The following is a 22,514-nucleotide window of genomic DNA, read 5'->3' as shown; positions in this document are numbered from 1 at the left end:
TTTTTAACGTCAAACCACTTCCAGAATCTCCGTTGTACTGCCTCTAAAGGCTACTCTATCCCCTACCCTTTTTCCTTTCAAGGCGAGGACTAGGGGAGAATCAGCGGAGACGACTTGGACTTCTTGGTCTTGGTGCGTTATTTTACCTATAGAAGCCGCAATCCATATCCATCCAAGAGGGATTTTAACCAGGGCTCCTGTAGTGACAATCGAGAAAGGATCTACCGATGTTTGCTCAATCATCTTTTCATTTCGATCCAACAGCACCTTTTGCTTTTCCAGCAGACCCCTACTTTGGTTGATGCTTTCTCTGCCCGTTTCATACTTGTCTCCCATACTGCTTTTGGTGTCGGCATTGGAGGCTTCCTGTAAGGCCAGTAATTGGGATTCCAAGTCTGCCTTTTTTTCTGAAATTAAATCCAGAACGGCCTTCTTCAAGCCGGTTTTAAATGTACTGTCCATCAATGGAAAATGTAGCTGTAAGGTTGAATTAAAAATTATTTTTCATTCATAAGGGTCTCTATTTCTTCAGGGTCTATAGGGATATTTCCCATAAGATCTGTGTAGCCATTGTCATTGATCACAATGTTATTTTCCAGCCTGATGCCAATTCCTTCTTCCAGCACATAGATGCCCGGCTCCACGGTAAATACCATGCCGGCCTGAATCGGTTCATACATGGTGCCTACATCATGCACATCCAATCCCAAGTGATGAGAAGTGCCATGCATAAAGTACTTTTTATAAGCCGGATTTGCAGGGTCTTGATTTTGCACATCTGTCTTGTCTATCAAGCCAAGGCTGATCAATTCGGCTTCCATGACTAGGCCAATTTCTTTGTGGTAGCTCTGAATGTCTATGCCCGGTCGGAGCATATTCATGGCCTGACGCTGTACGCGCAATACGGCATCATAAATCTGCCTTTGTCGCTTGGTAAAGCGACCATTGACCGGAATGGTTCTGGTCATGTCAGCATTGTAGTTGCCGTATTCAGCCCCTACATCCATCAGGATCAAATCTCCATCCGCACAGGCTACACTGTTGTCCAGGTAATGGAGTACACAAGCATTCCTGCCTGAACCGATGATGGGTTCATAGGCAAAGCCCCTACTGCCACTTTTTATAAATTCATGCAGAAATTCCGCTTCAATTTCATATTCGAGTACGCCCGGCTTGACAAATTTCAACACCCTGCGAAAAGCCGCATCCGTAATGTCACAGGCTTTCTGAAGTTGAGTGATTTCTTCCGGTTCTTTAATTGCCCGGAATTTATGCATTATTGGAGCCAAACGATGGTATTGGTGCAGTGGATACTTTGCTTTGCATTCTTTAATAAAGCGCGCATCCCTGGTTTCCACTTCTACCACAGCCCTTAGGTGTTCATTGGTGTTTAAAAACACATGTTTGCTAAGCTGCATTAAGGTGTTAAAAAACTTATCGAAGTCTGTATTCCATTTTATGGTTTTAATCCCGGAAAGGGCTGCCGCCTCTTCCATGGTAAACTTATGTCCTTCCCAAATGGCGATATGCTCACTGGTAGGTTTTATGAAAAGGATCTCTCTTAAGTCCGGATCTGGAAAGTCGGGACAAATCACCAATACGGTCTCTTCCTGATCTATTCCACAAAGATACAGCAGGTCATTGTTTTGCCTGAACTTCATGGTCCCATCCGCATTGGTGGGCAAAATGTCGTTGGAGTTGATAACTGCTAAAGAATTTGAAGGTAATTTATCGGCAACTTTAGCCCTGTTTTTAATATAAAGTGATGCTTTGGCAGGTTCGTATCTCATAAAATATTGGGTTTTGACAAAGGTAAAAAATATCCCTTGATCGCAAATTCAACTGGCAAAGGGAATTGGTGTTTTTTATCACTGCTTAATACAAGTAAATAGTGACCGATTCCCTGTTGGGCCTTAAGTTAACAAATTTAATTTTCTATTGCCTTTTCGGTACCTGCAGTAAAGGTATAACGAAGTAAAACTTTGGTCACACTAGCCAGTACCCCTGTAGCTACAGTCCATAACAAAGCCTCTTTAAGGGAATTTTTTTCCGGATAGGGATTTTTGGGAGCTTCTTTACCTGTGCGCTTTTCATACAGTTCTTCTAAACCTTTTCGCACCAAGTAGGCACCAAGGATAGTTCCTCCGGTGATTACTGCTGATTGTAAATACTCATTGTTTCGCTTTTTCATGGGTTAATGGTTTAAATTGTAAACTTATAGTAGTTTAATAATCATGCCAAACCCCTGAAATTTCACCCATATTTTGGAATTAATTGCTCTCGCTATATTTTGAAGGGTGATTAGATGAAGTTTTTTAAAGGATTCCAGTTCATAAACAAATCCCTCCCGACTATACAGGTCTGGTCCCTTTGTCTAAGGGGGACAAAGGGGGATTTCTTACGTTAACTGTAAACCAATTGTAGTTTTTAAACCAGAAATAGGTAAACCAATTTTAGGAGGTAGCACCGTAAATTCAAAGCCCAACACTTCTATTCTATAGAAAACAATGATATCCTAAATCATTAAGGAGAAGCCTGAAGGGCTTTAACCATAATAGCCACGGGTGAAACCCAATGCTATTAAGTTAAGAAAAAAAGTCCTTTATAAGCAAAAGAAGCCAGTTTTCCTTATGAAAACTGGCTTCTTTTAAGTAAATTATGTTGTCTTAAAACATATAGTTATGAAGGTACAAAATACCAACCAAAACACGAAGGGCATATCTTGCAGATGTCCGAAAAAAAATCTTTGAAAAAATTCAATCAATTGACAATCAGTCGATTTACTGTTCTGATGCTGCTCATTTTTCTAGATCATCTCCCCTTGATTTTCAGACAGTAGCTATTTCTATTCTTCAGTTGTTTAAAGAATCTGCTGAATTTGTTACTTCTAGTGTTCTTTCCAAGCTTTGTAAGCGGGTTGTCACTGGCAGTGCTTTTTCACAGGCGCGATATAAAATTGATTGGAAGTTCTTTTCTGATTTGTGTGATATCAGCTCAAAGGCTTATGATGGTTTTGATACAGCTCTATTTAAGGGGTATAGAATTTTGGCGGGTGATGGAAGCACCCTAAACCTTCCTGCCTCCAAAAATATCCGTGATCATTTTGGAATAGATGCGACTAGTAAATGTACCTCTCTGGCTAGAATATTCCTCTTATATGACGTAAATACGGGCTTTACTATTAATGCAAAGCTTGGAAACATGAGAAAAGGTGAAACAACTTTACTTTTCAAATGCCTTTTAGAAACTCCTGTTAAAGACGATGACCTTATAGTTTTGGATAGAAATTTTGGCTATTTCTATCATGTAAACCAGATGATTCGTGAGCAAAGAAATTTTTGCATTCGAATGTCTACTATGACCACCAGATTTGCTAAAAAGGTAATGGCTGATCCCAGAGTAGATTTTACTACTAATTGGACACCAAGTTTTCCGGAGATGAGTAGATCAAAAACGAAGAGTTCAATTAAAGTGAGGGTTACAAAAACTGTTCTTATTACTGGAGAAACAGAACTGTTGGTTAGTAATTTAGATGAGAGTGTATTTAATAGTGGGGATATGGCAAAACTCTACAAAATGAGATGGGGAGTAGAGGAAGGTATAAAGAACCTGAAGCCTAAGATCAAAGTTGAGCAGTTTGGGTGCCGAAAAAAAGAAGGAATCTATCAGAAATATTACGCCCACATCTTAGCAATGAACATGGTGGCTTTAGCAGGAATTGTAGCCAGCACACAAATCAAAAATAAGACCGAAAAGAGGAAATTGCCTTACAAATATAACTGGAAGAATGCTTTCTTACATTTTCGGGATAATATTGTAGCACTGTTTAGCAGAAAACATGTAGCAAAACTATTAGATGAATTAGTCGAAAATATTGCTCGAACCTTAATAGCAATAAAAAAAGGTAGGCAATTTTCAAGGAAAAAATTAAGACCACCATGTCGAACAAATCAATACTATAAATGAATATTGAAACTTAAAAGAAAGACCTAATCATTACATATCGCCTCAAAATGTTTACCCTTAAAATAAGGCAAGGGAAAAGTACATCCTACACTCAAAAAAGGAACCTGGACTGAACATGAAAACTCAAAAAATGACATTTTGAGTCACAAAATTATTCATCTCATATGCTTAGCTTAACTGCATTGGGTGAAACCCGTGGTTAGGGACAACTACACGATCCTGATTTTGGCGGCATTGTTGCCTTTTTTTCTGCAACAATGCTGACAAAATCATATCGACGTAATCGCTATAACCTGACACTTTCCCAGAACTTTAAGCCAAGCTCACAGCCCCAAGAACCTTTTTATATTACCGGACTGTAAGTTTGCTCTGGTTTGGGCATCTGCTTCATCTTCTCTTAATGAAGCGATTCTCAAGGCCCCAGTCTTGTAATCCAGAATCGGCGAATGGGTGCCAAAACCAAACTTTTCCTTGCCTAAGGTTTCCATCAATCCCGCCAAATCAAGGACATTTCTGCCGGAAGTATCCATAAACACATCGGACTTTTTAAATAATTCCAAATCCTCTTTTTCCAAATGTGTGCTGCCGGACAAGTTAAGCACCATAAACTTAGCATCAGGAACAGCCTTTACAATTGGCATTACATCGCTTAACCTCCATTCATTGCTTATGTCCAACCAGGAACTTGGACGGCTATCTACCATTCTCAATGTAAGGCCAACGGGTATACCCATATCTCTGCACATTTTCACCAATTCGACACATGAAGGATGATCCAGGTTGTAGCGGTGGTATTTAGGGAAAATCCTAATCCCTTTCATGCCTAATTTGCTGGTGCTCTCCTTCAGATCTGCTTTCCAACCTGAATAGACCGGATTAATCACGGCAAATGGAATCAAGCGATCAGCCCATTTGCGGTTGGTTTTGATTTCCTCATAGGTCTCCCGATTGGCAGCCTGGGTGTCTTTATAAAAAATCCCATTGATATTGGTCAAAACCGAAGCTGAGATACCATTGGCATCCATCCTTTCCACCAAATCCTTACAAGTACTGTTTCTTACCTGACGAAAGGGCCAGTGACCTATATATGTATTACTATCTATCCACATGGTTACCTGACTTTTTAAGTACATTATTATAATTATCAAAAAAGAGCTTCTTCTTTTGGGTATCCGTAAGGTCAGCAGCCATCATATGGCCTACTCCCTGAAAAAAGCTATTGTCACAGCCAAAGAAGATCCTATCTTCCCCTACATGCTCCATGGCATAAGGAATGATATCTCCCTCATTATTACTTCCCGATACATCTACAAACACATTGGGATAAGGCGCTACGGCTTTACAAGCATCCAACCAATCGCCTCCACCAGCAAGGTGAGCCAGTTGGAACATGGCCTCCGGATAGCGCTCCGCAATCAATACAAAATCATCAGGAGTAGAAACATTCTCAGGTTCTCTGGCATCGAAAATAACCCTGGACTTACCGATCCCCATGTGCATCAAGATGATCATCTTCATGTCTATGTATTTTTCGATAATCGGGTAAAACAAAGGATCACTTATCTTCACATGATTGTAAAGTTTCAAACCTGTCATGCCATGGTCCATGCATCTTTTGATTTCCTCCATTGCCTGCTTAGGAAATGCTGGATTGACCGTTGGCTGTCCAATAAACCTGTCAGGGTATTTTTTCATGGACTTAAGGATTAAATCATTGCAAGCAATAAACTCTTCAGGAAGCCCCTTGCTTCCCGGAGCCATCGGCCTTGAAATCACCAATTTTTCAATCCCTAACCGATCTGCAAAACCTATTTGGGTTTCAGGACTATCGGCTGTAAAATAAACATGGGCATGGGAATCTATTTTCCTGTATTTCATGACCTCTTTCATAAGGTCATTCTCTTCTTGCGGTTTTTCCTTGCTTGTAAAACCAGTCATATGTACGCCCAATGCAATCCCTGAAACAGAAACGGCACCAGTCGAAAAAAACTTTCTTCTATTCATATTTTCTAACTGTTTTTAGAATTTAAATATTCGATGCTAAATCGACACCTTGATCATGCCCTAGAACAAATCATTTACTCTTATATTTTTCTGACAATCCCCAAGCTAAAGAGACAATGCTTCCCTCCAAACCAATTCTTCTTTTTGGACGGAGGCAGCAGCAAAGTGTCCACTAAGTATTTCCTTGCCCTTGCCATGTTCAATACTCATTTCTCCATTGCCATGCATGGACATAATATAGTCTTTTCCTAATGAAGTTTCCACCTCTACAACTCCGGTTTTGTCCACAAGTGCTACATTTTTGACAAATGACTCCTCTCCATCGAAGCCCTCAAAGACAGAAACAAAAGTCTGTAAGCCCTCTCCTCTTTTCCGCCTTACAAAATAAGGCAGTGTGGCGCCAATATCTGCATTCTTCCAATCTTTTTGTCCCCAGCCATCGCCAACAAACATCTCCTCCCCTTCTTGCCCAAGGGACCAAGCCCGAGTAGTCATTCCATTCTCAGATCCCCATTGGCTGTTCCACGTTCCTTTTCCATTACTGGTCCTGGTTTCTTTAAAATCATAAAGTGTCAATCCAGCCTTCGCCATGGGAGAAATACCATTTATTGTCAGTTGCTTACTCGGGGCGTGGAAAACATAATCCTGAATTTCACCGCCCTGTACCCTAAAGAAATCCACCACATAACTGTGTCCGTTTCCATGATCGACCAATACAGCCGTTCGCTTATAAACAGAAGTCTGGGAATAGGCCGTTGAAGCCATTTCCATTATTTTGACTTTAGGAAAGGTTTTGAACAACAAAATCTCTCCCCCTCTTCCTTTACTAATCTGGTTCTCCTCATCGATCAGCACCGTATTGTGCGCCAAGGCCCTGATATTATTGGGTTTTAGCGGATGGTCCCAAAGGTATCCCAAGTCAGAGAGTAAGGAAGCACCATTCTTCCAATAGTAAAGGTTAAGGCTGTCATTTTCATGGTGAATACCCCAAGGGCTAGCACTCAATAACAATAAGCTTTCCCTACCGTCAAGCCCCGTTCTAAGGTGGCCAATTTGCAGATTTGGCGGGCACCAATCTGGGAACGATAAGACAGCTCCTTTTTCCTTTTCCAGCTTTGGCTTTCTGTAATACATGGAGAAAGACAAAGCGCCATTTGGCTTGGTAAGGTCATAAGGAAGTCGAAGCACAGGTTCTACTTCACTGTCAGTGAATTCGCTGTTAAACCCCGCTGATCCACTGTGTAAAAGAAGTTCATCCCCGCAAAGTTCTTTTAGCAAGGCGAGGTATTCCTTTTTCTCCGGATAATTGGCGACCATTAACTCCACATAAGCCACATCAAGCGTGGTGTTTTCGAAAGAGTCCGCATAGGGTGGGTATTTTAAATCCCCTTGCAAACCTTTGAAAAAGGCCTCCCAAACCAGTTTATAATTGCTATCATGGTAAAGGTCTAAATCGTCTATTCGTTGTCCCGTCTTGTCCTTATATCCTGAGGGGTCTGAATACCCATGAGCAGCTTGGGCCATGTCCCAAATCCCTCCCAAGGTCATCAAACCATAGAAAGGGGATTCGCTGGTAGTCCCATCAGGCAAATACCAACCATCAACGGTCATATTGAATCCTTCAAGTCCAAACCTAAGCAAACCCGGATGCCCTACACACATCCCAACCAGGGCTACGGCCGTTCGGTTACTTACAGATTTATTGTTTAATTTTTTGTCGCAAACCAGCAAAATGGTGCTTTCAAGAAGCAGGTCTTTTTCTATTCTGCGTTTGTCTTGTTCAGTATAAAGAGGGGTTCCATCGGACTTTTTTGCCTGACAAGTCAGGTCATAGGCGGTCACAACTTTTCGCACAAAATCGGATTCCAAGCCTACGCCACTTGCCCTACCAGCACTCCAGAACCCTGTCCATAAAGCATTGTCAGGTACGTTTGGTGGTGGACACAATTCCGGCTCCGGCAGGTTCATCATATTGAGCGCTGCCTTTTTTGGATCCATGTCCGCAAATTCACCATAGCCAACATGGATCAGCCAGCCGGGATAGCATTTGGCTAGCCGAAGCAGGATCTGTCTGCATGTTGCAACATAGCTAATGTTTTCTGTAAGTAGATACCCTTCTGCCAGTGTTTTGCAAAAGCCTGCTATCCATTGTACTTTCCGCGACCTTATATTAGCCGTAAAGCTGGGTCTCCCCTCTTTATAACCAAAGATCACAAAAGGATCTCCGCCACAATAAGTTAGTTTTTGAGGTTTTCCCCAACTCGTCGTTAAGACGATGTCCTCCGGATAGTCACTGTTAGGGAATACCGCATCACACTCAGTACACTGGATTTCCTCTGGATTTTCTACGTCCCAACGCCACAACCCATGTGGATGAACGGGCAAACCTTTGTCTCTGCAAGAAGGACATGGCGTCCATAACGGATCCCCTGGTGTTGTTTCTTCCACCATACTATTTAAAAAGTCTGGTGTGATCTTGCCAATGTGTTGCTTTATGATCGCATCAATCCGATCAAAATGAACCTTTGCCCAATCGTAATTATTAATGTTTTCTTTAGCAGTTTTCAGGTTCTCTTCCTTGATTGTCAGGCAAGGATGATTAACTGAGTCTCGGTACTTTTCCCAATCGGACCAGTCAAGCAACTGTTCGGTATCAGAACATTCAAAGAGTTTGCACGGTGTAGAAGAGAAGGTAATTGGGCTTAAATACATACTTAAGCCCAAAAGCGTACTTTGTTTTATAAAGTCCCTTCTATTCCCTGTTTTATTGTCCATCACTACAGTGTAAAATTTCCTTTTATTGGATTAGGTATATTTAAGAAATCTTAAAAATCAGCCATCATTTGATTAATGCGGCTAAATATTCTTGATTCCAGCGTTGGTTTCCATGTGCCTGGATGACCAAAAGCAATTTGTGAAGTAGCTCCTTCGTAACCACCTTCGTTCAACACTGTTCGGGTAGGGATATAAGCCATCACATCATTTGAGTAACCAAGAACAAATAAATCATTTCCATACTGGGTTTTCAGCTTGACAGAATAGTCAACAACTGGCTCTCCCCCAAGGGCAACCAAAAATTGCGCGCCCAATTTCCAAATTTGAATGGGATAAGGATAAGATAAGTTTACCTCCTTATTTTTCACCTTTTCATGCATCATTTTGGCCCAGCGTTGGTAATGTCCGCTACCTTCCTTGATCATTTTCTCCAAAACCTCATTAGAAGGCGGTTCATTCAATGCCAGGTTTACTTCCGAGTAAGCTGTTTTTAATTGAGGAGTCAAAGGTTTCATTTCTTTAACCAATACACTCTCTACAGCAGCTGCCAATTCTTTCCCATACTTTTTAGCCAAAGGAAGGGTTCTTCTCGGCAAAGGATTTTGATCGGCTCCTGCACCTTGAAAAAACATTGCTGTAGCACCTGGATACATTTTCTCAAGTTCAATTTGAGCAAACCCAGGGTAATCACCGGACCACTGGCTGATTGACAAAACAGTGGCATGACAGGCATAACCAAAAGTTATGGCATTTAGGTTGCCTTCCATATCTGTAACTTTCAGCACGGGTACCGAATAATCATTAGGCCCATTCACCTTTGTAGTTGCCTCCATGCTGGCTTCCGAATTGTTCCTTCGATTTACCTGAAACCTGGTTACTCCACTCTCTGAATAAATCTTTGCCGGGGCCAAGCCTGCCAATGCATCCCCTACTAGGGCTACTATTTGTTCTTCTAACCAAGCCGAATAATGGATAACCTTTTCAACTTCTTCTTGATTCAAAGGGTAAACATGGTACAAATAGTCTTTCAGCACAGGGCCGGAATGAGAATGAGAAAAATTCATCAGCACAGCATCCTCAGGCAGAGAATACCGAGCCTTAATTTTCTCCTTGATGCGACTGCTCATGTCTCGAGGCATGCCCGAAAGGTCATTGGTAATTAAAACGGCTGTATTGTTATCCTCATCCTGAATGGCAAGTGCTTTGGACCATATAGGGTGAATGGTACCTTCAGAAGGCCCTGTTCTTGAAGCAAAGCCAGCCATCCACATAGGGACTTTAGGTGTAATGTCTACTTTTGCCACATTTGCTTTCCAATGCGCTGAGGCATCCTGAGCGGACAAAAGGGAAGCGCTAAAAAAGCTACTAGCTATAAGTACCAAAAAAGACAGGTGCTGAATGTGTTTAATGTTGTTTTTAATATTTCTCATGGCGCTATTAAGGGATATTCCACAGTTTTAATGCCTACACTTTCAGCAAGCTTTACTGCTTCGGAAAGGATATTGTCTTCTATTGAAGCTGCCCATTGGGTGGTAAAAAGCGGAGACCTATTGGCCTCATAGCCACCTTCTGCAAGCACTACTTTAGTGGGGATATAGCCCATCACATCATTGGAATAGCCCATCACAAATATATCCGGGCCAAAAATCTTTTTAAGTTCCAGAGAATACCCAACAAGGAGTTCACCTCCTAAAGCAAATAGAGGTTGATCGCCTATTTTCCATGCTTGTACTGGATAAGGATAGGAATCCTTAATTTTTTCTCCTTTGTCCAATCTAGCTATCCAGATTTTTGCATATTCTTTCAGGTAATCTGGATAACCTGGAATTACACCACTGATTATATCTTCAAGTTCTGATTTGGTAGGAACGTCCTTAGCAAAGGTCAGGTCTATTTCTGAATAAGCCGTTGATAGTGTTCCTTCCAATACATTCATGTCTTCATTTATAACCCGCTCTACAGCAGCTGCCAGCTCTTTGCCATATTGCTGTGCCAGTGGTGCGGACCTTCTTGGCAATGGGTTTTGATCGGCTCCTGCTCCTTGGAAAAACAAGGCGGTAGCACCTGGATAAAGCTTCTCCAGTTCTATCTGAGCAAAGCCTGCATAGTCCCCTGATAGCTGATAATCAGACAGAACAGTAGGATGGCAAGCATAGCCAAAAAGTATTGCTTTAATCTCTCCTTTTTGGTCTTCGACTTTTATGACAGGGACAGCGTAATCGTTGGGACCTTTTAATTCAGTTTGTGCGTTTAATTGGGCTTCTTTGTTATTTCTTCTGTTGACTTGGAATCTCGTCACCCCATTATCAGAAGACAAGGTTACGGGTTCAAGTGCCTTGATGGCATTGCCCACCAACTCCACTATTTCCCTCTCTACCCGAAAGGAAAATTGTTTAATTTTATTGTATTCCTCTTTACTAAGCTGGAATTCATACCTGGGATAGTCCGTCTCCGGGCCGGTATGTGTATGCGAACTATTTAGGATAATCTGATCCCTTGAAAGCCCATATTTCTCTTTCAATTGGTCTCTTATATTATCGGACAGAAATTTTCTGAAAGCCAACAAATCTGTGGTCACGATAACAGCAAGTTTACCATTGGAATCTTCTATTGCAAGGGCTTTGGCCCAAACGGAATGCCTAACACCTTCTGAAGGTTTCTTTCTCGCGGCATAGCCTCCCATCCAGATGGAACCTTCAGGGGTAATTTCAACTTTATCCACTCCGGCTTTCCAGGAGGATATTTTTTGTTGTGCATGTAACTGATGGCTAAACAATAAAACTGTTAGGCCTAAAAAAATAAGGTTACAGGATCTTTGGAAAATTATTTTCATGAGTCAATATTTAATGGAACGGATTTAATCGTTTTAAAACCAATTAAACAAAAAGGCTCAATGACCCTTCTCAGGTGCAGCCTTCATAAGAAAGACATTCTTATTGGTTTAGAGAGTAGTTAACTAATCACCTGGTTGAAAATAGTAAAGTTGGCTGTTATTGGAATGATTTCATGAACTGATAAAATGGTTTAAGCATGTTTTGGGTTTAAAATGCTTGAACCCGAAATATGCAATAGACAGTCTATTACGTGCTGAAATCGCTTCAAAATCAGCCTGATTTTCTTGCGATTGCAACACTCATCACTAATTCTATTACATAATCCGGGCTGAAAGTATAACTTTATCAAAATACTTCAGATAAAGTTATTCAGCAAAAAATAACAGGTCTTTCTTCTTCAATCGTTTAATTGAATACCGGTATTGATTCTAGGTGGAATGGATTAAACCCGAAATATGCAATAAATATTCTATTACGTGCTGAAATCGCTTTATAATCAGGCACTTCGTTGCTGTTTTCAATTTCACCATAGCGGTGCTATGCTAAAATCTCCAAACAGCCTGATTTTTTTGCGATTGAAACACTCCCTGGGAAAGTTCAGGACAGGCATCACCCCTGACATTGTCAGGGCGGAGAAATTCTATTACATAATCCGGGTTAAAAAAAATCCCTCTGCTAAAGATTTAACAGAGGGATTTAATTAACTATTCTATAGTTTCCAAAGGAGGAACATTGTTCTCTGCTCCAACATAACCTATATTTTGGTTAATTGTCCCTAAGGAGTTTGCTGTTATCACATTATTGTCAATTGGCCATAACACGTGAAATGGTGCAATTGCAGGAGTATTTCCAATCACAATAGGCTTGATAGTATACATGATATTTTTCTCCATGATTCTATCGTACCACCAGTTACTGTCAGCAAATCCATCCAAAGTATAACCTCCAAGACCTTGAGAAGCCATGATGTAAGATACCCTTACCATTTCTGAATGGCGAGGAGTTTCTAGGAACAACTCACGAGCTCTTTCATCAAAGATGTATTCGATAGTAACATCAGAAGCATCTATTGGAAGGGCATTGGCTCTGTTTCTAACCATATTGATATCAGCAGCAGCTGCATCCATTTGGTTTTTCCAATAGTAAGCTTCAGCACGTAGAAGGTAAGTTTCTGCAAGTCTAAAGATATACCAGTCACCATTTCCACCCATAGGCACTGCAGTAGGTGATTGTTGAGGCTGGTAAGTTTTATAGAAAATCAATGGGAAATGCTTATAAACTGAATCCTGAGGAGCAGTCATATACATAGGATTAATAGGTTTTCCAAAGTCAACAGACTCAGGATTGGTATATACCAATTCATGCTTATCAATCCAGTTAACATCACTTCTTCTAAGGTCAGGAGTAGTCATGTAATCAAACCCATCTTCTTCCCAAATATCATAAAAGCTATAAGGAGTAGAGATCATATCTGGGTTACCTCTTCCTAATGAATCATATCTTGGTCCATTGTCAAAAGTACCTCTTAAACCTTGGCTATCACGAATGGAAGAATGCCACCAAGATGCGTGGAAATGTCTCATAGTATACAAACCAGCAGTTTGTGCACCAGAAGGGGCTTCAAATCTATCAACCATCGCTAAAATGGTTTCTGTATTTGCACCAATATTCTTGTTTTCAGGACGGTGTAAATCCCAGATCACATTTTTCTCCGCAATATCAGCTTCAGAGCCAAATCTATCTTCAACCAATGCATAACCACCATTGATAACTGCTGAAGAAGATGCTATGGCTTTATCAAATTCCATATTGGCAAGGTAAACCTTGGTCAACAAATGGTTACCAGCACCCTTAGTAATCGCTCCTGGAACAGCCGCTTCAGGCAACCATTGCACTGCATATTCCAAATCTGCTTGAATTTTATCAAGAATGGCCCAACGGCTATGTGTTTGGTAATCCAATCTTACACCTCTTACCTCTTCTCCAACAAATGGAACATCACCATAAGAGTTGATCAACCAGTAATACCAAAATGCCCTGTGCCATAAACTTTCAGCCAAGATCGCATTTCTAGTGGCATCATCCTCCCATTCGATATCATCAATTCTTCCTATAACTACATTGGCATTTTTGATGAATTCAAAAGACTCAGAAAAAAGAGGCACAAAGGTATAATAACGATCAAAGAAAGGAGTGGTTTGAAACCAGTCCATTTGGAATGTTGGAGTACCTCCTTCAGAAGAAGACCATTCCCCCACCATATAGTGTCTTCTACTACCTGTTACACCTTCAGTAAGGGCTTTCCTCATGGTAACCAAACCAGCTTCATAGCCAGATGCATCTATAAACACATTCTCCGGGGCAAAGAAGGAGAGCGGTTTTTGTTCGAGTAAGTCTTCTGAGCAGGAAAATGCTAGTAAACCTACCAGAAAAAGGAACAAATATTGTTTTATATATTTCATAATATTTAAATCTTTTTGGTACTAAACATTAAAGCGAAAGGTTGATTCCTGCAGAAAACGATTTTGGCATTGGTGTGTTTCCTAAAACAGGTCGATCACCCGGTTCATCAGGAATACTGGTGGATTCAGGATCCCATCCTGGCCATTTAGTAAAAGTCAGAAGGTTACGTGCAGAAACAAACACTCTGATACTTTTTGTTTGCAACTTTTCTGCGATATAGGAAGGAATATTGTAGGACAAAGAAACGTCCTGTACCCTAAGGAATCCTAAGGATTTAAACACCCTTAAACCTCCACCATATGCACCATGAACTTCGGAAGTACGCGCATATTCATTTTCTCCATTAGTTGGTGTCCAGTAAGGGATATCCATGATATTGATTCTATCATAAGTTGAGGACTCATGCGTTGCATAGGTAAACTCTCCAATATGTCCTAAATCAGCTCTCAAGAAAATAGTTGCAGTGAAATCTTTAAGGAAAGTGAAATCATTTCTTAAACCCAAACGGTATCTAGGTCTGGTATGTCCGATAAACTGTTTGTCAACCAAAGCATCATACACTCCATCATTATTTACATCCTCTGATTTGTAATCACCAGGCTGCATATTGTAAACAGCTGCTTCGTCAGCTTCATCCAATTGCCAAACTCCTTGTACATTATAATCCCATACTACATCAATTGCCTGTCCTGGGAACCATTGATTGGTATAATCAGGAACTTCTCTGGTAACAGTTTCACCTCCAATGATTACCTCTTCAGTATCACCAAATAATTTAACAATTTTGTTCCTGTTCAAAGAGAATACAAAATTGGATTTCCATAAAATATTAGGACGGTTTACGTTTACTGTATTAATGGTGATATCCAATCCTTTATTTCTTAATTCACCTAAGTTCGCAGTGATGCTGGAAAAGCCGGTTATTTCAGGCAATTGCCTGTTCATCAACAAATCAGTGGTAGTCATGTCATAGAATTCTGTAGAAACATCAATTCTATTTTCTAACAATCCCAAATCCAAACCAATATTGTAAGACTCGGTTTTTTCCCACCTCAAACCTTGGTTTGCCAATGTATTGTTGTACAATCCTAGTTGAACATTGGTTCCATCATAGTATAAGTTGGTACCAATTTGTGCCAAAGAAGAATAGATTCCGATATCCCTGTTACCATTGACACCCCAGGATCCTCTAAGTTTCAATAAACTGATTGCTGTATTCTGAGGGAAGAAAGGTTCTTCAGAAACGATCCATCCTAAAGCCACGGCTGGGAATGTCGCTACATTATTGTCTGCACCAAAAGCAGAGTAACCATCTCTTCTTACTGAAGTGGTCAACAAGTACCTGTCTAAATAGGTATAGTTAAGTCTTGCCATGTAGGCATTTCCACCAGCTTCAGTATCCTTAGTTTCAACAAGTGGTCTTGCACCAAACTGAAGCCCATTGTATCCTAAGGCTTGGTTAGGTTGGAAAGTTTGATTTTCTCCATAAGAATTAAAGGTCTTGGTTTGTTCAGCATTGTAAAGCAAGGTTACATTAAAATTATGATCACCTATTTCTTTGCTCCAAGTCAAGATATTATCAACCATCCATGCATTCAAAGAATAATCCGTTCTCGTACCATATCCATCCAATCTGTCTCTACCACCAATAATTGTTTCAGGTCCCCAGAAATTATAATTCTTTTGGAAGTTGAATCGAGGCTGGTAAGACAATTTGTACTGAATACCAAAAGGCAATTTCACATTCGCATACAAAGAAGCGAAAACACCAGTAGTCTTATTAAGTCTTTCCTGGTACGTATTATTGATCAATGGATTTACAATGATCGGATATCCATGAGGATACCAATTCAAACTCCCATCTTCCTCATACTTCGAACTATAAGGGCTGATTGAGGCAAAATTCATACTAGCTGGAACAGAGCTATTATCGGTATTTGAGAATTGCGTGTTAGTACCCACATTTAACCAATCGGTTACCTTAAAGTCTAAATTCAACCTAGATCTAATAGAGCTAAAATCATCACCCACCAAATAATTTTGGTTATCTACATAACCCAAAGACCAGTAGTATTGGAATTTTTCATCTCCACCACTAATACTCAAATCATAATCTTGTCTTACACCATTACGAGTGGCTTCATTCATCCAATTGGTAGTATTACCGGCAAGATATTGATCTATCTCAGTATCAAAGAAATTAAGTCTGTTCAAGTACTCCAAAGTATTGTCTGAATTTGAATTGGCATTGGCATTTCTCCATTGATCAAGGGAAACACCATCTGATAGGCTAGCAGGATCATCCCAATAGTAATCAGGACGATCAGCAACACCTAAGGTCCTAAAGAAATCTCTTCTAAAGTCCTCATATTGTTCAGCATTTTTTGGTCCGAAATTTTTATTGGTATAGGTGTTGATACCCGTTTTGGCTGAGAAATTAATAGTTGGCGCACCGGATTTACCTTTAATAGTAGTTATCATTACCACACCGGAAGCTGCCTTAGATCCAAAAACTGCAGCGGAACTCGCATCTTTTAAGATATCAATTGACTCAATATCATTTGGGTTAATATCGGAAAGAGCACCATAAAAGATCACACCATCTACCACGATTAATGGTGAGGTTCCACCATTGAGAGAAGTAGGTCCCCTTACCTCTAAAGAAGTCCCACCAGAAGCAGAAGTTCCTTGGCTACCATAAAAACCGGCTACTGTACCTGCTAACATATCAGAAACCTGAGTCAATGGTTGGTTCTTAAATGTAGCTGCATCCACACGGGTTACCGCACCTGTAAGGTCACTTTTCTTTTGAGTACCATAACCTACAACAACAACCTCATTTAAGTCTGTTGCACTAGTCGTTAATCGTACATCTATTGTAGTCTGGTTACCTACTTTAATTTCTTGATTCAAAAAGCCTATAAAAGAGTAAACCAATGTGGCCTCACTATTAGGAACACTTATTGAATAAGTTCCATCAATATCCGTTATGGTACCGATACCGGAACCTTGCAAAAGAATATTAACACCCGGTAAAGTTTCACTGGTCGCAGCATCCATCACCACTCCAGTAACGGTAATTTCATTCTGTGCTTTTGCTCCTGAAAGCCCTACAAAAGAGACGCCCAAAAGTACCATAAAACTAAAAGCCAATCCACGCAATTTACCTTTGCTAGGCTGGCTATATGGTTTTGAAAAAGCACCTATTTGCTTTTTTAATTTGGTAAGAATTTTTATCATAACATTGAATTTTGGTTTGTGAAACTTCTTATCACTCTTTTGTTGCCTATTAAAGCTTCAAATGAATTTTAAGAAATAAAGTGGATTAAGCAGGTTATTTTTTCATTATATTATAGCACGTATTTTATTGAAGATTTAACTCTCCATTCCGAAATACGCTTAAAAGTTATTACAAATATTTTTAATACTAATAAAACTAAAAAAATAAGTTTGTATTATTTTACACCAATGGTTCTAAATTCAACAAAATAGAAGTCCCAAAACTGGCATTTCTTCAACAAAGCAGACTTTATTTTGAAATTCTAAAAAGGGCATATCCATAGTGTTTGGGGCAGTAAATCACCAAAAAATATCCCAAATCACATCCTCCATTTACCAATATTATATTCAATTCCAATCCAAGAAAAATTTCATTTCACTAACTTCCTAAAACACCATTTCTCCTCAAACTCTACTGCCAATACCATTATAAAAAGTCATTTACTAAATGTTTTTTTTGTAAACATTGAATCCAGCCCTACCAAAACAAACCGCTTCGATAGAGCTGAATTTAATAGACTTATCATCAATTTTATTAACGACCGAATGTAACCCCTAAATTGATTCCAGAGCCCCAACCGGTATTTCCTGCGGAAGTATATTCTACCATAATCCCAAAATTCTTTTTATCCCCAGGATACCATCTTGTTCCTAATACAATCCCTAGCTTATTGTGATTAAGAAAGGTAGCATAACTACTACCAATAGATGGCCAATATTGTCCAAATGTAAACCCCAAATAGGGCTCCAATCCTGCTACGCTTAGTTCTTCGTCAGAAAATTCTTCAAGAGCCTGAAAAGCATAGCCAACAGCTCTTACTGTCATCCCTAAAGACACCAAGGTTTCATCAGAATATAAAGGCTGTCTTAGGTCCGTACCTACGGCTAAGCCTAAACTTAGAAAATTGGCTACCCCTCGTTCAATATATAAGGACACGGGTGGGATTGTTAAACTTGAAAATTTACCCCCTAGGGTGGGATCGACTGCAAGTGTGTAAAACATGCCGTCTTTAGCAGTTTGTGCATTTGCATTATAATTCAAAGCCATTGTACTTACCAATAGCATTAGAATTAGGATTTTGTTATTGTGCTTTTTCATATTTAGTTAATTTATGTTGAGTTTGGGTTATATTTTTTTGTAAATTGAAGCACAGTATCCCCACAATAAAAAACAATACAACTTCCTCATTGTCTTTTACTTAGGCACTTTACAATTGAAATCAAATATATTGTTTAATGAATAAAGCATGAATTGGAATTCGCGAATGGTGGCTAATTATTCGTGAAAACCTCTCCTCATTGTGTGAAAAATATATTGCCCCTAATTCAATGGGTTTATTTTGGCTAAAAACCCATATACGGCCTTGATCGATTTGGCTCATTTGAGCATTTCTGAATTGAAAATCACTCAGGACCTGTCTTGATGTAGAACTACTAAAAGAAAAACAGGGTAAGTTATCGAGAAAGGGGATTTCTATTAATTAAGGTCTATTGAAGAAGTCAGATTTAACCCGGATTATGTAATAGGATTTCTCCGCCCTGACAATGTCAGGGGTGAAGCCTGTCCCGTGTTTATGGGAAGTGTTGCAATCGCAAGAAAATCAAGCTGTTTGAAAATTTTAGCATAGCACCGTTATGGTGAAATTGAAAACAGCAACAAAGTGGCTGATTTTGAAGTAATTACAGCACGTAATAGATTGTCTATTGCATATTCCGGGTTTAAGCTAAGCCAACTGAATAGGACACTTACCAGTACCTACTTCCATGGTCAAGAGGCAAGAAATTATCCCCTATTAATTATATTTTGTGTTTTACTACAAATACAGGATCAAATTAGAATTATCTCAAAGGAGGAATTGACCTTTCCACATAAAGCCCCTTTTTTATTCAACTGTATTTTTCTAAATTAAAGCCTATTACAATAACCACTGAACCATGAAATGCAAAGAAATCAGATTACCCCAGGATCTTGACAAATCCTTTATTGTGTTTAGGGAGAAAGGACAGTACATACCATGCCCTTGGCATTTTCATCCTGAATACGAATTGGTATTGGTTTTAAAGAGTACCGGAAAACGCATGGTAGGAGACCATATCGGCAAATTCCAGACTGGGGATTTAGTATTGGTCGGGCCTTATTTACCTCATGTATGGTCCAATGACCCCATTTATGTTAATGGACAGGCCACAGAGGAGGCCGATGCATTAGTCATCCAATTTAAAGAGGACTTTCTGGGTGGTGAATTTCTTAACCTACCTGAGATGAAACCTTTCAGAAACTTTCAGAAGCTATCGAGACGAGGAATGTCTTTTTATGGAAAAACAAAGGAACAAATTAATCCATTGATCATCGAGATGATTCATATGAATGGAATCCAAAGATTATCCAATTTGCTGTCCATATTCGATATCCTCGCCCATACAACGGAATACGAATTACTCGCCAGTCCAGTATATGTATCCCAATTGGACCCACCCAATACGGACAAAGTTTCAAAAGTTAAAAACTATATATTAAACAATTTTAACCGAGACATCAGCCTAGCAGAGGTTGCCTCCATTGCCAATATGGCTGTTTCCACTTTTTGTATGTTTTTTAAAGACCAATACCGGATTACATTTGTCGAGTATTTAAATTCTATTCGGATTGGTCATGCCTGCAAACTACTCATAGAGGAAAATGATAGTATTTTGGAAGTAGCCTATAAAAGTGGTTTCAACAACCTAGCTAATTTTAATAGGCAGTTTAAAAAATTTAAATCCATGACCCCTACTCAATTCAAGAAAATCATAAATGAGACCGAAATGGCCTCTTAAATAGATTCCCAATAATTATTGCACACAGAGCCGCAGAGGCGCGAAGAGATGTATTCTACACCCTAACTAGGGTTAAGAAAAAAAAGCTAATCAAAGGGTTACCTTTTAAATAAGAGGCATCCCTATTCCCTTTGCGTCTTAGCGCCATTGCGAGAAACAATTATCTGAAAATAATTTATAAATATTGCACGCAGAGTCGCAGAGAAAAAACCTCAGCACTTTCATGAATAAAAAACTTTGCGCCTTAGCGCCTTTGCGAGACCAACAATCTGAAAACAACCTATAAATATTGCACTCAGAGTCGCAGAGTCGCGAAGAGATGGTTTCCTCATCATTACAATAGCCCAAAATAAAACAAGTTATATAAGTGTCAACTATTCAAATAAAAGTAACCCTATTCCCTTTGCGTCTTAGCGCCTTTGCAAGAATTAATAACCTGAAAATAACTTAAAATATTGCACGCAGAGACGCAGAGTAGCGAAGAGATGTTTTCTACGTAATAACGAAGGTCGAGAATAAAAAAATATAAATCAAAGGGTAAGGTATTCAAAAAGAGGTAGCCCTATGACCTTTGCGGCTTAGCGCCTTTGCGAGAACTAAGAACCCAAAAAAAACTAGTAAATATTGCACGCAGAGACACAGAGTCGCGAAGAGATGTTTTCTACACCCTAACGAGGGTTAAGAAAAAAAAGCTAATCAAAGGGTTACCTTTTCAATAAGAGGCATCCCTATACCCTTTGCGTCTTAGCGCCTTTGCGAGAAACAATTATCTGAAAATAATTTATAAATATTGCACGCAGAGACGCAGAGTCGCAGAGAAAAAACCTCAGCACTTTCATGAATAAAAAACTTTGCGCCTTAGCGCCTTTGCGAGACCAACAATCTGAAAACAACCTATAAATATTGCACTCAGAGTCGCGAAGAGATGGTTTCCTCATCATTACAATAGCCCAAAATAAAACAAGTTATATAAGTGTCAACTATTCAAATAAAAGTAACCCTATTCCCTTTGCGTCTTTGCGCCTTAGCGAGAAACAATAATCTGAAAATAATTTATAAATAGTGCACGCAGAGACGCAGAGTCGCGAAGAGATGTTTTCCTCATCATAACAATAGCCCAAAATAAAACTAGCGTACTAAGAGGTACCTCTTAATATTTATGGTCTACGAATCCGGTCTAATTATTTCTCTACGACCTTACTAAGGCAAATCCGGAAGCCATCTCGTGAATCCGAGTAAGAGGTACTATGTAGGCCTAACCTTACCGCAGATCGGGCATTGCCTGGCACGTCAAAGTAATTACCACCACGACAAACGGGTTTGTAATTTTCTTTAACGCTATAAAATGCTTCATGCCCACCTTTTGGATCAAAGTGATCCAAGACGATTTCCCATACATTCCCCAACATGTCTGCCAAGCCGAACCCATTTCTTCCTTTTTCGCCAAAATAATCAACGGGAGATACAAAAGAAAAGCCATCACTCCATGGTACTTTAGCCAAAGGCCATGTCTTGTTCCTTCCCGGTAAAAAATCAACACTTGAAATATTAAAGCGGCCCTCTCCATCTCTTAAATCGTTTCCCCACCAATAATAAGTACTTTCTTCATTACCCCCACGACAAGAATAGGCCCACTCCGCCTCCGTAGGCAGGCGGTATTCCATCCCCTCTGGAAGTCTTCCTGCTACTCTTTCCTTTTCTGTCAACCACTTCCCAAAAGCATTTCCATCATTCCAACTAACACAAACTACCGGATAGTCATCCCTTAGCGGGAAACCAAAATTAGGGTCTCTCCAACTTTTATTTTCTGCTTTGATCCAAGGATGAGGGGGTGCCAAGCCTGATATTTTCCACTCTGGATCAAAAACCTGTGTCATTCCGCCTGGTTTTTCTGCATCGGAGACATATCCGGTTTCCTCTACGAACCGCCGGAATTGCCCTACTGTAACTTCTGTCCTACCCATCCAAAACCCATTCTTCACCTCCATTAGTCGAGGTAATTGACCTTCATAAGATTCCCTTTCCGTCCCTGCAGTAGCTCCTCCTTCAGGACCTGTGGCCCAAGCTTTTTCTTCTGGCGTGCTTCCCATATAAAATTTACCGGCAGATATATAGACAAGTTCAAGAGAAACTCCCTTGCCCAATTCAACTTTTCTGGATTTTGGCTCAGCACCAATTGCGTCAAAGTGGTCTGTAATCAAACTACTTAAAGCCAGTTGATCACTTGAAAATGAATAAACTGTCGGACCCATTAAAACTCCCATACCCAAAATAGACAATACAAGTAAGCTTTTCATAAGATATTTATTTAATTTTTTGATAACTCTTGTAAAACGGATGCAGACCCTGAGACAAGACCCACAAACCCCTAGACCT

Annotated in this window: 14 protein-coding genes; 2 read left to right on the top strand and 12 right to left on the bottom strand. The window is 39.8% G+C overall.

All coding sequences use genetic code 11. From position 1 onward, the window contains the following. Positions 1-9 precede the first annotated feature (9 nt). The 3 genes from AC13EX_RS14690 to AC13EX_RS14680 all read right to left on the bottom strand — a co-directional run bounded on the left by AC13EX_RS14690 (position 10) and on the right by AC13EX_RS14680 (position 2,191). Positions 10-462 carry a hypothetical protein gene (locus AC13EX_RS14690; RefSeq protein WP_482893258.1) on the bottom strand — a complete coding sequence of 151 codons (453 nt, stop codon included), beginning with the start codon at positions 460-462 and terminating at the stop codon, positions 10-12. Between the two features lie 35 nt (positions 463-497). Next, the gene (locus AC13EX_RS14685; RefSeq protein ID WP_482893257.1) at positions 498-1,790 is read right to left on the bottom strand and encodes an aminopeptidase P family protein; all 1,293 of its coding nucleotides are present in this window, start codon (positions 1,788-1,790) and stop codon (positions 498-500) included. 137 nt (positions 1,791-1,927) lie between these two features. Beyond that, the gene (locus tag AC13EX_RS14680; RefSeq protein ID WP_482893256.1) at positions 1,928-2,191 is read right to left on the bottom strand and encodes a DUF4235 domain-containing protein; all 264 of its coding nucleotides are present in this window, start codon (positions 2,189-2,191) and stop codon (positions 1,928-1,930) included. A 503-nt stretch (positions 2,192-2,694) separates the two neighbouring features. On the opposite strand from AC13EX_RS14680, the gene AC13EX_RS14675 reads away from it, so the two are divergent. After that, complete coding sequence (locus AC13EX_RS14675) at positions 2,695-3,966, top strand: IS4 family transposase (protein WP_482893265.1); 1,272 nt, start codon at positions 2,695-2,697, stop codon at positions 3,964-3,966. A gap of 323 nt (positions 3,967-4,289) precedes the next feature. On the opposite strand, the gene AC13EX_RS14670 is transcribed toward AC13EX_RS14675, so the two are convergent. The 8 genes from AC13EX_RS14670 to AC13EX_RS14635 all read right to left on the bottom strand — a co-directional run bounded on the left by AC13EX_RS14670 (position 4,290) and on the right by AC13EX_RS14635 (position 18,420). Then, positions 4,290-5,099 carry an amidohydrolase family protein gene (locus AC13EX_RS14670; RefSeq protein ID WP_482893255.1) on the bottom strand — a complete coding sequence of 270 codons (810 nt, stop codon included), beginning with the start codon at positions 5,097-5,099 and terminating at the stop codon, positions 4,290-4,292. After that, entirely contained in the window at positions 5,062-5,970 is a 909-nt protein-coding gene (locus AC13EX_RS14665) for an amidohydrolase family protein (RefSeq protein WP_482893254.1), read from the bottom strand. The genes AC13EX_RS14670 and AC13EX_RS14665 overlap by 38 nt, the downstream gene beginning before the upstream one ends. A 105-nt stretch (positions 5,971-6,075) precedes the next feature. Beyond that, positions 6,076-8,745, bottom strand: coding sequence for a hypothetical protein (locus AC13EX_RS14660; RefSeq protein WP_482893253.1), 2,670 nt, complete (start codon positions 8,743-8,745; stop codon positions 6,076-6,078). Positions 8,746-8,795: 50 nt separating this feature from the next. Then, positions 8,796-10,175, bottom strand: coding sequence for a neutral/alkaline non-lysosomal ceramidase N-terminal domain-containing protein (locus AC13EX_RS14655; RefSeq protein ID WP_482893252.1), 1,380 nt, complete (start codon positions 10,173-10,175; stop codon positions 8,796-8,798). Further along, positions 10,172-11,578, bottom strand: coding sequence for a neutral/alkaline non-lysosomal ceramidase N-terminal domain-containing protein (locus tag AC13EX_RS14650; RefSeq protein WP_048640305.1), 1,407 nt, complete (start codon positions 11,576-11,578; stop codon positions 10,172-10,174). Before AC13EX_RS14650 ends, AC13EX_RS14655 begins: the two co-directional genes overlap by 4 nt. A 705-nt stretch (positions 11,579-12,283) precedes the next feature. Then, positions 12,284-14,041, bottom strand: coding sequence for a RagB/SusD family nutrient uptake outer membrane protein (locus AC13EX_RS14645; protein WP_482893251.1), 1,758 nt, complete (start codon positions 14,039-14,041; stop codon positions 12,284-12,286). A 28-nt stretch (positions 14,042-14,069) separates the two neighbouring features. Next, positions 14,070-17,282 (bottom strand): SusC/RagA family TonB-linked outer membrane protein, encoded by a 3,213-nt coding sequence (locus AC13EX_RS14640; protein ID WP_482893250.1) that lies wholly within the window; start codon positions 17,280-17,282, stop codon positions 14,070-14,072. A gap of 574 nt (positions 17,283-17,856) precedes the next feature. Next, complete coding sequence (locus tag AC13EX_RS14635) at positions 17,857-18,420, bottom strand: hypothetical protein (protein ID WP_048640307.1); 564 nt, start codon at positions 18,418-18,420, stop codon at positions 17,857-17,859. A gap of 836 nt (positions 18,421-19,256) precedes the next feature. Here AC13EX_RS14635 and AC13EX_RS14630 point away from each other — a divergent pair. Further along, positions 19,257-20,138, top strand: a complete 882-nt coding sequence (locus AC13EX_RS14630; protein WP_048640308.1) for an AraC family transcriptional regulator — start codon at positions 19,257-19,259, stop codon at positions 20,136-20,138. A gap of 1,181 nt (positions 20,139-21,319) precedes the next feature. Here the strand turns inward: AC13EX_RS14630 and AC13EX_RS14625 are convergent. Further along, on the bottom strand, positions 21,320-22,435 hold the full coding sequence (locus AC13EX_RS14625) for a formylglycine-generating enzyme family protein (protein WP_482893249.1): 1,116 nt from the start codon (positions 22,433-22,435) through the stop codon (positions 21,320-21,322). Positions 22,436-22,514: the final 79 nt, after the last annotated feature.

It is taken from the genome of Cyclobacterium sp. L-R (assembly GCF_056859355.1).
Note: the sequence above shows the minus strand (reverse complement) of the source record. Positions and strands in the feature narration are given on the sequence as shown.